Origin of the sequence: Kribbella sp. VKM Ac-2569, assembly GCF_004216905.1 — a bacterium.
Lineage (GTDB): Bacteria > Actinomycetota > Actinomycetes > Propionibacteriales > Kribbellaceae > Kribbella.
The window spans coordinates 282,327-296,687 of the sequence record NZ_SGXJ01000007.1; the positions used below are offsets into that span (position 1 = coordinate 282,327).

A 14,361-nucleotide genomic window follows, 5' to 3' on the forward strand; every position below is an offset into this window, starting at 1 on the left:
GCGCAGGTCCGCGCCGGGCGGACTCTCGTGATCGTGAGGCGTGAACGGTTGGTCGGTGTGGTGATGATGCTCGGGAGCGGGCTGTCGACGCAGGTCGGTGCGTCGGTGGCGGCGCTCGCGTTCCCGGTGATCGGCCCGGCGGGCGTGGTGGCGATCCGGCAGTGGGTCGCCGCGATCGTGCTGCTCGCGATCGGGAGACCGCGGCTGCGGTCGATCACGGCCCAGCAATGGCGCCCGGTCGTCGGGCTGGCGGCGGTCTTCGCCGTGATGAACCTGTCCCTGTACACCGCCATCGACCGAGTAGGCCTGGGCCTCGGCGTCACGCTGGAGTTCCTGGGCCCGCTGGCCGTTGCGCTCCTGGGGTCGCGGCGCGTGCTCGACCTGGCCTGTGCGCTCGTCGCCGCGCCCGCTGTCGTCCTGCTGGCCCGCCCGCAGGCTACGACGGACTACGTCGGGATCGGGCTCGGTCTGCTCGCCGCGCTGTGCTGGGCGTTCTACATCCTGCTCAATCGGAAGGTCGGGCGAGAGTTGCCGGGCGCAACAGGTTCGGCCGCGGCGGCAGCGTTGTCGGGCCTCGCGTACGTGCCGATCGGCGTGGTCGTACTACTGCATCACCCGCCGACGCTTGCCGCCGCGTCGTACGCGCTGGTGGCCGGCGTGCTGTCGTCGGCCGTGCCGTTCCTCGTCGACCTGCTCACGCTCCGCCGTGTTCCGGCGCAGTTCTTCGGCGTTTTCATGAGCGTGAACCCCGTACTGGCGGCGCTTGTCGGGCTGGTCGTTCTCGATCAGCAGCTCGCGATCGTCGACTGGGCGGCGATCCTGGTGATCGTGTCGGCGAACGCCGTCGCCATCACGTTCGGTGGCAGGAAATCCGGCGTACCTGAAGTGGACTCGAACGACGACGCGGTAGATCACAACCGGGTTCCAGTCGGCGGGTGCGATGTTCTTCACGGCGTGCCGGAGCTCGCGGTGACCCCGGCGTTCGGAAAGGTGTCGGCGGACGGGGAGCCACTGACTTCCCGCGCGACACAGTGAAGGAACACGATGCGGAAGCTGGCAGCCCTCGCGGCCGTTGTGACGATGAGTGTTGGCGCCCTGACGGCGTGCTCGGGCGGCGACTACTGCGGAGACCTGAAGGGCTACGTCGACTCGGCGAAGAACCTGGACATCAAGGACTCCGACGCGGTCGGCAAGATGCTGGACCAGGCGAAGAAGGTCTCGAAGTCGGCGCCGAAGGACCTGCAGGACGACTGGAAGACTGTCATCGACTACGCCGAGAAGGCGCAGGACGCCAAGGGTGACACGAACAAGCTGATGGAGCTGGCCAAGTCCGACGGTTCCAAGATCCAGCCGGCGATGGACGCGATCACCAAGCAGGCGAAGGACACCTGCAAGATCGACCTGCCGGGCTCCGGTAGCTGATCTGCCGTTGGCGCAGCCTGGTGGGACGGCTCTGCCCGTTCCGTCCCACCAGCGCGTGCCCGACAGCGGTTTCGCCCGGTAGTCCCGCCTACCTGTAGCGTGATCGTCGTGAAGCGCTCTCTCGCCGTTCTCGCGACCATGGCCGCAACCGCCGGTGTGCTGACTGCCTGCACCGACGAGCAGGCGTACTGCGTCGACCTCGCCAAGTACGCCGCCAAGGCAGTCGACGTCGATCCGCAGAAGCCGGTCGACTACGTGAAGATCCTGGACGACGCGAAGAAGCTCCAGGAGTCCGCGCCGAAGGACGTCAAGGACGACTGGGGTGTCGTCGTCGCGTTCGCGGAGAAGGCCAAGAAGGCCGGCACGGACGCCGCCGAGCTGGCCAAACTGAGCAAGGAGACCGGCGGCGTGATGACGGCGTACAAGAACATCACCAGCCAGGCCAAGGACAGCTGCAAGGTCGACCTTCCGGCACTGAACTGATCAACTGATCGTTCCAATCGGCCGCTTGTCCCGCGACTCAGTTCCACCACCACCAGAACTCGGGCTGAACCCGTGTTAGGTTCCCTTGCGAAGCCATACAACGGGACAGGTGAAACGGTGCCACTTCCTTCTTTGACGCCGGAGCAGCGTGCGGCCGCTCTGGACAAGGCCGCGGCGGCGCGGCGTGAACGAGCCGAGATCAAGAACCGGATCCGGCACTCGGGAGCGTCTCCGACGGAGGTGCTCCACGAGGGGCAGAAGAACGACGTCATCGGCAAGATGCGGGTCAGCCAGCTGCTGCAGTGCATCCCGGGCGTCGGCAAGGTCCGCGCCCAGCAGATCATGGCGCGCGCGGGGATCTCGGAGACGCGGCGGGTGCGCGGCCTCGGCTCGAACCAGATCGCCGCGCTCGAGCGCGAATTCGCCGAGTGAGCCAGACGCTGACCGGTTCGTTGGACACTGGTGTGACGATGACCACGGACCCTGGTGACACCCCGGCCCGCCTGACGGTGCTGGCCGGCCCGACGGCGGTCGGCAAGGGAACCGTCGCGGCCGATATCCGCGAGCGGTTCCCGGACATCTGGATCTCGGTGTCCGCGACCACCCGCAAGCCGCGGCCGAACGAGGTGCACGGCGTGCACTACCTGTTCGTCTCGGACGCCGAGTTCGACCGGATGATCGCCGACGGCGAGTTGCTGGAGTGGGCGGTGGTGCACAAAGCGGCTCGCTACGGGACGCCGCGGCAGCCGGTGCTCGACAAGCTCGCCGCCGGCCGCCCGGCCCTGCTGGAGATCGATCTGCAGGGTGCGCGCCAGGTCCGCGCGTCGATGCCGGAGGCACAGTTCGTCTTCCTGGCTCCGCCGAGCTGGGACGAGCTGGTACGCCGTCTGCTCTTCCGCGGCACCGAGACGCCGGAGGAGCGGGAGCGGCGGCTGGAGACCGCGACCGTCGAACTGGCGGCCGAGAAGGAGTTCGACGTGACGATCGTCAACGCCTCGGTTCGGGAAGCCGCCGATCAGTTGGTAAAGTTGATTCGATCACCCCACATCTCTGGAAAGGCCTGACCTTGTCTGGCAACCAGCCCGTCGCCATCGGCATCACGTCCCCGCCGATCGACGACCTGCTCACCCGCACCGACTCCAAGTACAAGCTGGTGCTGTACTCGGCCAAGCGCGCGCGGCAGATCAACGCCTACTACTCGCAGCTCGGCGAGGGCCTGCTGGAGTACGTCGGACCGCTGGTCGAGACGCACGTCCAGGAGAAGCCGCTGTCGATCGCGATGCGCGAGATCAACGAGGGCGTGCTGACCTGCACCGACATCGACCCCGAGGCCGAGGCGGAAGCCGCTGCCGCGGAGAAGTCCGAGTAGTCATCTAGGACAGACGACCGGGAACGGAGTCCACGCAGATGTCCGCAACCGGTGACCAGACCCCCGAAGCCACGAGTGCTCCGGGGGCTGACGTCGTTCCCAAGCACAAGCCGAATGTGGTGCTGGGCGTCGGCGGCGGCATCGCGGCGTACAAGGTCTGTGATCTGCTCCGCCGGCTGACCGAGTCCGGGCACAGCGTGCGCGTGGTGCCGACGGCGGCCGCGCTGGAGTTCGTCGGCGCGGCGACCTGGGCGGCGCTGTCCGGGCAGCCGGTCACCGCCGATCCGTTCGACAACGTGCAAGAGGTGCCGCACGTCCGGATCGGCAAGGCAGCTGAGCTGGTCGTGGTGGCTCCCGCGACCGCCAACCTGATCGCCAAGGCCGCGCACGGGCTGGCCGACGATCTGCTCACGAACACCCTGCTCACCGCGCGCTGCCCGATCCTGTTCGCGGCCGCGATGCACACCGAGATGTGGGAGCACCCCGCGACCCAGGCGAACGTCGCGACGCTGCGCTCCCGCGGGATCACGGTCCTCGAGCCTGCGGTCGGGCGCCTGACCGGGACCGACACCGGCCGTGGCCGGCTGCCGGAGCCGTCGGAGATCTTCGCGATCAGCCAGTTGATGCTCGCCGACGAGGCCGCCCGCGCGGCCGGCCAGTCGGTCGCCGACCTGACCGGCAAGCACGTACTGATCAGCGCCGGCGGGACGCGTGAGCACCTCGACCCCGTGCGGTACCTGGGCAACTCGTCGTCCGGCAAGCAGGGCTACGCACTCGCCCGGATCGCGGCCGCCCGCGGCGCCAAGGTCACCCTGGTCGCGGCGAACTCCGAACTGCCCGACCCCGCCGGCGTCCAGGTCGTCCCGGTCACCAGCACCCGCGACCTGTACGACGAGATCACCGGGCGCGCCTCCGACGCGGACGCGATCGTAATGGCCGCGGCCCCGGCCGACTTCCGCCCGGCCGAAGTCGCCGAGCACAAGATCAAGAAGACCGCCGACGGCTCGGTGCCCGCGGTCAGCCTGGTGCAGAACCCGGACATCCTGCAGACGATCTCGCACGACCGGTCCCGCACCGATCAGGTGATCGTCGGGTTCGCCGCCGAGACCGGCGACGCCGACCACACCGTCCTCGAGCTCGGCCGCGCCAAGCTGGAACGCAAGGGCTGCGACCTCCTCGTCGTCAACGACGTCTCCGGCGGCAAGGTCTTCGGCAGCGACGTCAACGAGGCCGTCATCCTCGACCGCACCGGCAACGCCCTCCCCGTCCCTTCCGGCAGCAAAGACGCCCTAGCCGGCGTCATCTGGAACCTAGTCGCGACCCACTGGGGCTAACCCGGTCAGCGGTAGCGGGGCTCGCATGCTGATGCTGGTGATGCCGTAGGTGAAGCCGAGGTGTTCGTTGAGGCGGCGCATCGCGTCGTTGCCGCGTTGCGTCCAGGTGTAGATCTCGGTGATTCCGTGGTCGGCGGCCCACGCCATGCTGGTGCGTTTGAGGGTGGCGGCGACCGATTTGCCGCGCCACTCCCGCCGTACGGCGGTGTAGGCGACCTCCGCGCGTTCCGGGCGATCGGAGTCGAGCATCAGACCCGCGACGCCGATCACCTCGTCACCGGCGACAGCCACGAACATCGCGGCCGGATCGTTGATCCACTCCTTCTCCCAGTCGTCCTCGGAAACCTTCAGCGCGACCGGATGGTCCATGTCGGGCAAGGTCGGCAGCGCGACCTGGTGATAGGCCGCCGCCCACAGCTCCGGGCGTTCGGCGACCGAGACGATCGTGTACTCCGTCGGCGGCGCCGGCCCCGGCTCGTCGCCGATCTTCCGCAGCTGTTCGACCTCCCGATTCCTCTCCACGAAGCCGAACCGCTCAGCGAAGAGCCGGGACCCGTCGTCGTCGACGCTGGCCCCTGCAGTGTCGTAGCCCTGGGCAACGGCATGGTCGGCGAGCGCCCAGAGCAAGTCGGTCCCCACGCCGCGTCGGCGAAAGTCCGGGTGGACCCGCGGCATCAGCGCCGCCCGCTCGCCGTCGCCCGAGCGATCCGCGAGTCCGCTGCCGACCACCTCGCCGTCGATCTCCGCCAGCAGCATCAGCCGGCCGGGGCGGTCGAGGTCGCGGAGCTCGGCGACGCTCGGGCAGCGCTCGTACGGCAGCACCGCGATCCGCACCGCGCGCCAGGCTTCGTAGTCGGCGTCGGTAGTCGCCGTCCGGATCGTCGTGGTCATGACGCAAGCTTGCCTCAGCTTGCTGCAAAGGGCTCCAGGTTTTGCGGCCTTAGAGGTCAAAAGCTGTCCGCTTTGACTCCTAGGCTGACAGCATGGAGATCACCTGGGAGGCCGTGGTTGCGCGGCGGATGCGGCGGCACTTTCTGAGCGGTCCCGCCGGTACCGCGGTCGACGCCGTACGGGCGATGTGCGGGGCACATGCGCAGATCGCGGCGGCGGGGGAGATGTCCGTGGCGCTGCGCGTCGACGGGGCGAACCGGGAGTCGGTGCAGCGCGACGAAGGGTTGGTCAAGACGTTCGGGCCGCGCGGGACTGTGCACCTGTTGCCGCTCGACGACCTGCCGATGTGGACCGGTGCGCTGTCCGCGCTGCCGCCCGGCGGCCAGCAGCCGGAACCGATCCGGATGACGCCGGACGAGCTCGACCAGGTCGTCGCCGCGATCGGCGAGGCTCTTGCCAACGCCGACCTGACCGTCGACGAGCTCACGGAGGAAGTGGTACGGCGAACCGGTGAATGGGCCCGCACGCCGACGATCCCGGCGTTCCAGGGCGCCTGGGCCCGCTGGCGGCAGGCGGTCTACCTCGCCGCGCACGCCGGCGTCCTCTGTCACGGACCGATGCGCGGGCGGCTTACGACGTACTCGAATCCGCACCGGCTCCGCCCGTTCGACCCGATGCCCGCAGAGAAGGCGCTCACCGAACTCCTGCACCGCTACCTCTACTCCTACGGTCCCGCGACCCCGCAGCAGTTCGCCCGCTGGCTCAAGGCCACGCCGACCATGGCGAAGCCGTACTTCGACGAGCTTCCGCAGGTCGAGCTCAACGGGCAGACCGCGTGGGTCGCTCCCGGCGACGACGAGTTCCCCGACGATCGCGCGGAGGGCGTCCGGCTGCTGCCGTACTTCGATGCGTACGGCGTGGGCAGCTTCCCGCGCGAACTGCTCTTTCCGGGCAAGACGTTCGACCGGGCGACCGCCCGCGGCCAGGCCGGCAACTTCCCGCTGCTTCTCGTCGACGGCATCGTGGCCGGTGTTTGGCACCAGAAGAAGACTGGTAGGAAGCTTCAGGTGACCGTCGAGGCGCTGACCCCGCTGAACCAGCGCCGCCGCAAGCTGCTCGACGCCGAGGTGGACCGGTTGGCTGCGATTCTTGGTGGCGCGTCGGGGTGTGCACCATCGCTCACACTCGGCGACGTGACGGTCGGCCCGCACGCCTGAACCGGGGCCGACGGTCCAGAATGTGATCATCAATCTCGTATCCTGGATGAATTCGGAGCGTCACCGGGACGCGGGCGGAAACTGCTGGCATACTTCCCAAGATGCATCGCCAACCGCCGGTGCATGGGGGGATCGTGCGGATGTGCCAACGCGCAACCGGGCGGCACAAGAGGAATCCGAGGGAGAACTGTGGCGAGGCGCCTTTTCACGTCCGAGTCCGTGACCGAAGGTCACCCGGACAAGATCGCTGACCAGATCAGCGACTCCATCCTCGACGCGTTGCTGGCCGAGGACCCGAAGAGCCGGGTCGCGGTCGAGACCCTGATCACCACGGGTCTGGTCGTCGTCGCGGGTGAGGTCACGACGACGGCGTACGTCGACATTCCGGGGATCGTGCGTGCGCGCATCCTGGAGATCGGCTACGACTCGTCCCTGAAGGGTTTCGACGGCGCGTCCTGTGGGGTGCAGGTCGCCATCGGGAGCCAGTCCCCGGACATCGCGCAGGGTGTCGACACGGCGTACGAGACGCGCTCGGACGCGTCCAAGGACGAACTGGACCTGCAGGGGGCAGGCGACCAGGGACTGATGTTCGGCTACGCGTCCAACGAGACGCCGGAGCTGATGCCGCTGCCGATCACCATCGCGCACCGGCTGTCCGAGCGGCTCGCCGAGGTGCGCAAGAACGGCACCCTGGCGTATCTGCGGCCGGACGGCAAGACCCAGGTCACGGTCGAGTACGACGATGACAAGGCGGTCCGGATCGACACCGTGGTGGTGTCCAGCCAGCACGCGGCGGACATCAACCTGGAGACGATGTTGCAGCCGGACATCAAGAAGCACGTCGTCGACCCGGTGCTCGAGCAGTTCGACATCGACGCGACCGACTACAAGCTGCTGGTGAACCCGACCGGCCGGTTCGAGATCGGCGGCCCGATGGGCGACGCCGGGCTGACCGGGCGGAAGATCATCATCGACACCTACGGCGGTATGGCGCGGCACGGCGGCGGCGCGTTCTCCGGTAAGGACCCGTCCAAGGTGGACCGGTCGGCGGCGTACGCGATGCGCTGGGTGGCGAAGAACATCGTCGCGGCCGGGCTCGCGGACCGGGTCGAGTGCCAGGTCGCGTACGCGATCGGCAAGGCCGCGCCGGTCGGCTTCTACGTCGACACGTTCGGCACCGAGAAGGTCGCCGTGGACAAGATCGCCGCCGCGGTCCGCGAGGTCTTCGACCTGCGGCCGGCCGCGATCATCCGCGACCTCGAGCTGCTCCGGCCGATCTACGCCCAGACCGCGCGGAACGGCCACTTCGGCCGAACCGGCGAGGACTTCACCTGGGAGCGCACGGACCGCGTCGAGGCCCTCAAGGCCGCGGTCACCAAGTAATACTGCTGTACGGCCCGGCTGGCTTTCACAGCAGTCGGGCCGTGGCTTGTCCACAGGCTGGCAGTCGGCCTCCGACGGAGTGTCGTCGTGGCCGACTAGAGTTTCCCGGTGACATCGAACGGAGACTCGCCGGAGCAGCTGACGCTGCTGCGCGACACCGTTCGCAAGTCGCGTACCAAGGAACCGGCCGAGATCACCACGACGTTGCCGGTGGCCCGGATCGCGGTCGATGTCTCGCTCCCGCACCTGGACCGGCCGTTCGACTACCTGGTGCCGGACGACCTGGCCGCGGCCGCCCAGCCCGGGGCGCGGGTGAAGGTGCGATTCGCCGGCAAGGACCTCGACGGGTTCGTGCTGGAGCGGCTCGACGAGTCGGACCATGACGGCAAGCTGGTTCGGCTCCGCAAGGTTGTTTCGCCCGAGCAGGTGCTGACGCCGGAGATCGCGGATCTCTGCCGCGCAGTCGCCGATCGGTACGCCGGGGTGCTCGCGGACGTCACGCGGCTCGCGGTGCCGCCCCGGCACGCGAAGGTGGAGGGCGAGACACTCCGCTGCGATCAGCCCCCGCGTCCGCCGGTGTCGACGTCCCGCTCGGAGTGGTCGCCGTACCCTCCTGGTTTCCTGGACGCGGTTGCGCGGGGCGAGGCGCCGAGGGCGGTCTGGACCGCCGTGCCGGGGGCTGATTGGCCGCTCGCGTTCGCGCAGGCCGCGGCGGTTTGTGCCGCCTCGGGTCGCGGCGCGCTGTTGCTGGCGCCGGACGCGCGAGACCTGGAGCGGCTCGCCGCCGCCTGTGCTGAGGTGCTGGGGGAGTCCGGGTTCGTTGCGTTGTCCGCGGATCTGGGTCCGACGGCTCGCTATCGCGCCTTTCTGTCCGCGTTGCACGGGCGTGCGCGGGTCGTGATCGGGACGCGCGCGGCGGCGTTCGCTCCGGTGGCGGATCTCGGGCTGGTGGCGATGTGGGACGACGGCGACGAGTCGTACGCCGAGCCGCGGGCGCCGTACCCGAATGCCCGAGAAGTCCTGCTGCTACGGGCGTTCCGGCAGAAGTGCGCGGCGTTGCTCGGTGGGTACGCGCGGTCCGCGGAGGCGGCGGCATTGGTGGAGTCCGGGTTCGCCCACGAGCTGATCGCGGACCGGAAGGTGACGCGGGCGGCGGCGCCATCGGTGCACATTGCGGGGGAGTCGGACATCGATCTGGCGCGCGACCCGTCGGCGCGCGCGGCGCGGCTGCCCTCCCGGGCGTTCGAGATCGCTCGCGAGGGTCTGCGGACTGGGCCGGTGCTGGTGCAGGTGCCGCGGGCCGGGTACTTGCCGAGTTTGGTGTGCCAGACGTGCCGGGCGCCTTCGCGGTGCTCCACGTGTGGCGGGACATTGCGTCGTACCGGGGGATCCGGGCCGGCGAGCTGCAGCGTGTGCGGCCGGCCCGCGGCGGATCACCGGTGCCCGGAGTGCGGGGACACCCGGATGCGCGCGGCGATCATCGGCGCACGTCGTACGGCGGAAGAACTCGGGCGCGCGTTCCCCGGTGTCGTTGTCCGTACGTCGGGCGGGGACAACATGCTCGACGTCGTACCGGACGCGCCGGCGTTGATCGTCAGCACGCCGGGGGCCGAGCCGGTCGCCGCGGGTGGGTACAGCGCGGCGCTGCTCCTCGACACCTGGCTGATGCTCGCCCGCCCCGACCTCCGGGCCTCCGAAGAAGCGGTACGCCGTTGGTTCAACGCGGCCGCCCTGGTTCGTCCGGCAAGCTCCGGCGGGATGGTGATCCTGGTCGGCGACCCGTCGGCGCTGCCGCTGCAAGCGATCGTGCGGTGGAGCCCCGAGGGGTACGCCGCCCGCGAGATCGAGGAACGCCGTACCGCCCGCCTCGCCCCGGCCGCCAAACTCGCCGAACTCACCGGCCCGGCCGAATCCGTCAACGACCTCGTCACCCGCCTCCGCGACCTGATGCCACCGACCGCCGGCCTCGAGGTCCTCGGCCCGGTCGACCTCGACGACGAAACCGTCCGAGCCGTAGTTCGCACTCCCCGTGCGCACGGCACCACCCTCGTCCGCTCTCTCAAAGAAGCCCAATCGGCCCGCACCACAAAGAAGAACCCCGGCACAGTGCGAATCCAGGTAGACCCCCCGAGCTTCGGCTGACCCGCCGCGCGTCGGTCGCGGCCAGGAATTGGTGCCGCAAACAGGAACTGGTGGCGCGACACAGGTCATTCGGCTTTTTGGAGGCGTGGGTCGGCTGGGCTGCGGACCGTGTGACAGGTCTGGTGGGCTCGCACCTGATATTCGCTGTCCGCAGCACCCGGAAGGTGTCTCTTCCCCGGCAACCGGCTGACCGCGCTTACGGGTAGCCGCAGTCCGCCGGAACTGCATCTCGACAGTACGTATACGTCTGCTACCCGCCACCCCGCACCGGGCAGTAGTCCGGATCGCCGGTCAGTGGACGTATACGTACTGTCGACCTCTCGCAGAAATCCGCAGCACAGCCGCCCGAGCCCTGACCCGGCGCACGCACGCCCAAGGCCCGGGCCGGTGACGTCGGCGGGGCGACCGGGGACGCTGGCTGTGACTTCAGGTGGGTAGCAGTCCCCAGTTCCCAGACCTGGCGGCCCTCGGGGTGGGATGGGGATGGTGGTTGGTAGGAGGGTTTTCCTGTGATGACGCCAGAAACCCTCCAGTGAGGTGCTGGAAACTCTCCACCATGCCAGCCGGGCTGGCGAGCCGGAGTCGAAGCGATCAGGCGGAGGTGGCCAGGGGCGTTGCGGCGGCGAGCAACTGGTGGCCCAGCGAGGTGCGGTAGTAGAGGACGGTGCGGCCGTCGCGGCGGGACGTCACTACGCCGGCGTTGCGGAGGATGCTGAGGTGGACGCTGAGGGTGGGGGCCGTGACGCCTAGCTGGTGGGCGAGATGCGTTGTGGACATGGGCAGATCGAGGTGGCTGACGATCGCGGCTCTCGTGCGGCCGACCAGGTCCGCGAGTGGGGAGTCCGTGGTGTCCTGACGGTCCTCCCACAAGCGGCCGAGGCCGCGCGGCGGGTACGTGATGGTCGGCACGTGCGGCGCGCCGGTGACGGCCAGCCCGGCCGGCCAGGTGAATACGCAGGGCACCAGCAGCAGGCCCTGTCCGGCCATTGGTTCGCCGTCGCAGCAGAACGGCCGGTCGATCTCGATGCGGTCGCCGGCGTACTTGATCGAGGGATGCAGGTTGCGGAACAGCCGCTCGATGCCGCCGCTCGCCAGCTCGTCCAGCCGGAACGCGAGATCCTCCTGCAGCAGCGACCGCATCCGCCGCCAGTCGGGTTCGATCGCCCGTCGCCAGTACGTCTCGAGCGCCGAGGTGATCAGGTCGAGCGCCTTCGCCGGATGCGCGATCAGCTCGGGGAGCATCGGGTCCGGGGTGTCCCTGTGCAGCTTCGCGAGCTCGTCGGCCACGAGTTCGTGCGGCGTGGCGGCGATCGCGGCGAGGCCCGACTCCAGGCTGGTCGACCGGCGCGGCGGCGCCGGCGTCAGGAAGTCCGGGATATAGCCGTACGACGGAATGAGGGCCCTGAGCAACGTCAGGTCGTCGCCCTCGATCGTCGGCCGGACCTTCTGCAGCCACGGCCCGTGCACGCTGCGCGCGGTGTTGTTGCTCAGCGCCCGCACACTCGTCACGGCTTCCCATACCGGCGACAGCGCGAACCGGATCCGCCCGATGTCCCCGGCGTTCAGCCTGATCGTGATCACCGGACCAGATTAGCCCTGAGCCTAATCGTCGACAATGCCGCCGCGAGCCCGGACAGTTGACCCATGAGCGCAATCGCCGTCGGCAACCCCACGCCCACCGCACTGCCGCGGGCCTTCTGGGCGTTGTGGGTGTGCCAGTTGGTCAACCGGCTCGGCAGCTTCGTGCAACCGTTCCTCGTTCTCTACCTGACCCACGACCGGCACCTCTCCGCGGGTACGGCGGGAGCCGTCGCGGCGGCTGTCGGTGCCGGATCCGTCTGCGCGCAACTCGTCGGCGGCTGGTTGTCCGACCGTGCCGGACGCCGGGTGACGATGCTGATCTGCTTCTTCGGCACCGGCGCAGCGCTGATCCTGCTCGGATCCGCCCGGTCGATGGCGCTGATCTGGGTGACCGCCTTCCTTGTCGGCCTGCTGGGCGACTTGTTCCGCCCGGCGGTCCAGGCAACGGTCGCGGATCTACTGCAGCCGACCGAGCGGGTCCGCGCGTACGGCCTCCTGTTCTGGGCGATCAACCTCGGCTTCTCCGTCTCGACAGTCAGCGCCGGCGTGCTCGCGTCGTTCGGTTACGGCCTGCTGTTCTGGGTGAACGCCGCCACGTCGGTGATTGCCGGTCTGGTCATCTGGATGATGGTGCCGGAGAGCCGCCCCGCACCTGAAGACAACTCGGTCGGCCGATCGCTGCTGCCGGTGGTCGCGCGCGACAGAGTGTTCCTGATGATGGTCCTGATCCAGATCGGCTACGCGACCATCTACATGCAGGGCTACTCGACGCTGCCGCTCGCGATGGCGGGGGACGGTCTGTCCTCGCGGACGTACGGGCTCGTGATCGGGCTGAACGGCGTGGTGATCGTGCTTGCCCAGCCGTTCCTCGGCCGGTGGATGGCGAAGCTCGACCGGCCGAAATTGCTTGCCGCGTCGATGCTGGTGGTCGGGCTCGGGTTCGGTCTGGGAGCGGTCGTTGACACCTGGTGGGGATACGGCGTGTCGGTCGTGGTGTGGACGCTCGGGGAGATCGGGTTCGCCGCGGTGATCGGCGCGGTGTTCGCCGATCTCGCGCCGATCGACCTGCGCGGTCGGTACATGGGCCTGTCCGGTATGGCGTTCGGCGTCGGCACGGTGATCGGACCGCTGGCCGGTACCAACGCCCTCGAGCACCTCGGGCCGACCGCGACCTGGCTTGGCTGCGCCGTACTCGGTGTTGCGATCTTCATCGGCCAGTACGCACTGGCTCCCGCTCTGCACGCCCGCGCCGAGTCGAACGCGGCGACCGCATGAGGTGGGCGGTCGCGATCGTCACCACGACCACCGGGACCGCCACCCACACCGCGCGATCGACCGTCGCCGGGTGCCGCAGGAAGATCGAGCCGAACACCGCAACCCCGAGCGTTCCGCCGAACTGCTGCACCGCGTTCAGCAGCCCGGCCGCGGACCCGGTCTCGTGTGGGCCCACCCGATGCAACGCCTCGGTGAAGAACGCGGTCGTGAACAATCCGACGCCGACGCCGCCCACAGCCAGTGCGGGCAGAAGCGCGTAGGGCGCGGTCGCGAGACCGAGGAGCAGTACGCCGAGTCCGACGTACATCAAGCGGGATCCAAGTCGCGTGACCAACCACTGGCCGGCGACGAGTGAGGCGATACCGGTTGCTGCGGACCACGGCAGCAACGCGAGACTCGAGCGCATCACGCTGTGGTGCAAGGTCAACTGCTGATGCAGTACGACGACCAGCGTCAGGCCGCTCATCACCGCGAAGAACAACGTCGACGTGACAAGCGCCGGCGCGAACCCGCGGTGTGCGAACAGGCTCACCTCGATCAGCCGCCCGTCCTTGCGGAGTAGGCACAGCCCGAGCAGCACGGCTCCGGCCGCCAGCAGGTACCAGTCGCGGGACTGCAGGATGGGGTAGACGACGAGCGCCGTACCGCCGGTGAGCAACAGCGTTCCGAGGATGTCGATCCGTGGCGGTTGCGGAGATGCGGACTCGGGGAGCAGATGCGACAGGGCGAGTACGCCGACGCCGAGTGGGACGTTCACAAGGAAGACGACTCGCCAGGAGCTGGCCTCGGTGATGAACCCGCCGAGCAGCGGACCCGAGATGCCGGCCAAGCCCATCACCGGACCGATCGTGCCGAGCGCCTTCGACAGAGCACTCCCCTTGAAGCTCGACCTGATCAGGCCGATGGTTTGCGGGATCACGAGGGCGGCCGCTGCACCTTGGACCGCGCGGAACCCGATCAGTTCGCCGGGAGCTGTGGCGAGTGCGCAGGCGGCTGAGGTCAGGACGAAGGCCGTCACGCCGACGCGGAACATGCGTCGCCGGCCGAAGCGGTCGCCGAGCCGGCCGCCGGTGATCAGCAAGGCCGCGAACGGCAGCGTGTACGCCGCGCTGAACCACTGGATGTCCGCGGTCCGGCCGCCGAGGTCCAAGTGGATCACTGGCGCCGCGACTTGGACGATCGTCGCGTCGAGCAGGTTCATGGCCTCGGCGACCAGTAGGGCGATCAGGCCGATCCATCGTTTGTTCGTCATGGCGCCACCATC

At 69.1% G+C, this 14,361-nt stretch carries 14 protein-coding genes; 11 read left to right on the top strand and 3 right to left on the bottom strand.

The features are described from left to right. Positions 1–33 precede the first annotated feature (33 nt). The 7 genes from EV649_RS37600 to coaBC all read left to right on the top strand — a co-directional run bounded on the left by EV649_RS37600 (position 34) and on the right by coaBC (position 4,608). Positions 34–1,035, top strand: coding sequence for an EamA family transporter (locus EV649_RS37600; RefSeq protein WP_241999164.1), 1,002 nt, complete (start codon positions 34–36; stop codon positions 1,033–1,035). A 9-nt stretch (positions 1,036–1,044) separates the two neighbouring features. Next, the gene (locus EV649_RS37605) at positions 1,045–1,422 is read left to right on the top strand and encodes a hypothetical protein (protein WP_241999166.1); all 378 of its coding nucleotides are present in this window, start codon (positions 1,045–1,047) and stop codon (positions 1,420–1,422) included. Between the two features lie 108 nt (positions 1,423–1,530). Next, positions 1,531–1,905: a hypothetical protein gene (locus EV649_RS37610; RefSeq protein WP_241999168.1), complete on the top strand. Its 375-nt coding sequence runs from the start codon at positions 1,531–1,533 to the stop codon at positions 1,903–1,905. Between the two features lie 117 nt (positions 1,906–2,022). Then, on the top strand, positions 2,023–2,337 hold the full coding sequence (gene mihF, locus EV649_RS37615) for an integration host factor, actinobacterial type (protein ID WP_130388471.1): 315 nt from the start codon (positions 2,023–2,025) through the stop codon (positions 2,335–2,337). Between the two features lie 38 nt (positions 2,338–2,375). Then, the gene (gene gmk, locus EV649_RS37620; protein WP_130388472.1) at positions 2,376–2,969 is read left to right on the top strand and encodes a guanylate kinase; all 594 of its coding nucleotides are present in this window, start codon (positions 2,376–2,378) and stop codon (positions 2,967–2,969) included. A 2-nt stretch (positions 2,970–2,971) separates the two neighbouring features. Then, on the top strand, positions 2,972–3,274 hold the full coding sequence (gene rpoZ / locus EV649_RS37625; protein ID WP_130388473.1) for a DNA-directed RNA polymerase subunit omega: 303 nt from the start codon (positions 2,972–2,974) through the stop codon (positions 3,272–3,274). Positions 3,275–3,312: 38 nt separating this feature from the next. Then, on the top strand, positions 3,313–4,608 hold the full coding sequence (coaBC, locus tag EV649_RS37630; protein ID WP_241999170.1) for a bifunctional phosphopantothenoylcysteine decarboxylase/phosphopantothenate--cysteine ligase CoaBC: 1,296 nt from the start codon (positions 3,313–3,315) through the stop codon (positions 4,606–4,608). On the opposite strand, the gene EV649_RS37635 is transcribed toward coaBC, so the two are convergent. Further along, entirely contained in the window at positions 4,585–5,499 is a 915-nt protein-coding gene (locus tag EV649_RS37635) for a GNAT family N-acetyltransferase (RefSeq protein ID WP_130388474.1), read from the bottom strand. The two genes, coaBC and EV649_RS37635, sit on opposite strands and share 24 nt — an antisense overlap. A 92-nt stretch (positions 5,500–5,591) precedes the next feature. Here EV649_RS37635 and EV649_RS37640 point away from each other — a divergent pair, with 92 nt between their 5' ends. From EV649_RS37640 to EV649_RS37650, 3 genes are all read left to right on the top strand, one after another. After that, positions 5,592–6,716, top strand: coding sequence for a winged helix DNA-binding domain-containing protein (locus EV649_RS37640; protein ID WP_130388475.1), 1,125 nt, complete (start codon positions 5,592–5,594; stop codon positions 6,714–6,716). 189 nt (positions 6,717–6,905) lie between these two features. Continuing rightward, positions 6,906–8,099 carry a methionine adenosyltransferase gene (metK, locus tag EV649_RS37645; protein ID WP_130388476.1) on the top strand — a complete coding sequence of 398 codons (1,194 nt, stop codon included), beginning with the start codon at positions 6,906–6,908 and terminating at the stop codon, positions 8,097–8,099. Between the two features lie 108 nt (positions 8,100–8,207). Further along, positions 8,208–10,241 (top strand): primosomal protein N', encoded by a 2,034-nt coding sequence (locus tag EV649_RS37650; protein ID WP_130388477.1) that lies wholly within the window; start codon positions 8,208–8,210, stop codon positions 10,239–10,241. A gap of 591 nt (positions 10,242–10,832) precedes the next feature. Here EV649_RS37650 and EV649_RS37655 read toward each other — a convergent pair. Next, positions 10,833–11,822 (bottom strand): helix-turn-helix domain-containing protein, encoded by a 990-nt coding sequence (locus tag EV649_RS37655; RefSeq protein ID WP_130388478.1) that lies wholly within the window; start codon positions 11,820–11,822, stop codon positions 10,833–10,835. 63 nt (positions 11,823–11,885) lie between these two features. On the opposite strand from EV649_RS37655, the gene EV649_RS37660 reads away from it, so the two are divergent. Then, positions 11,886–13,097 (top strand): MFS transporter, encoded by a 1,212-nt coding sequence (locus tag EV649_RS37660; protein WP_130388479.1) that lies wholly within the window; start codon positions 11,886–11,888, stop codon positions 13,095–13,097. Here EV649_RS37660 and EV649_RS37665 read toward each other — a convergent pair. Beyond that, positions 13,030–14,349 carry an MFS transporter gene (locus EV649_RS37665; RefSeq protein WP_130388480.1) on the bottom strand — a complete coding sequence of 440 codons (1,320 nt, stop codon included), beginning with the start codon at positions 14,347–14,349 and terminating at the stop codon, positions 13,030–13,032. The genes EV649_RS37660 and EV649_RS37665 overlap by 68 nt on opposite strands. Positions 14,350–14,361 lie beyond the last annotated feature (12 nt).

Coding starts and splice junctions, on each gene's coding strand:
- EV649_RS37660 (WP_130388479.1), top strand. CDS start 11,886: ATGAGCGCAATCGCCGTCGGCAACCCCACGCCCACCGCACTGCCGCGG.
- coaBC (WP_241999170.1), top strand. CDS start 3,313: ATGTCCGCAACCGGTGACCAGACCCCCGAAGCCACGAGTGCTCCGGGG.
- EV649_RS37605 (WP_241999166.1), top strand. CDS start 1,045: ATGCGGAAGCTGGCAGCCCTCGCGGCCGTTGTGACGATGAGTGTTGGC.
- EV649_RS37640 (WP_130388475.1), top strand. CDS start 5,592: ATGGAGATCACCTGGGAGGCCGTGGTTGCGCGGCGGATGCGGCGGCAC.
- gmk (WP_130388472.1), top strand. CDS start 2,376: ATGACCACGGACCCTGGTGACACCCCGGCCCGCCTGACGGTGCTGGCC.
- EV649_RS37635 (WP_130388474.1), bottom strand. CDS start 5,499: ATGACCACGACGATCCGGACGGCGACTACCGACGCCGACTACGAAGCC.
- EV649_RS37665 (WP_130388480.1), bottom strand. CDS start 14,349: ATGACGAACAAACGATGGATCGGCCTGATCGCCCTACTGGTCGCCGAG.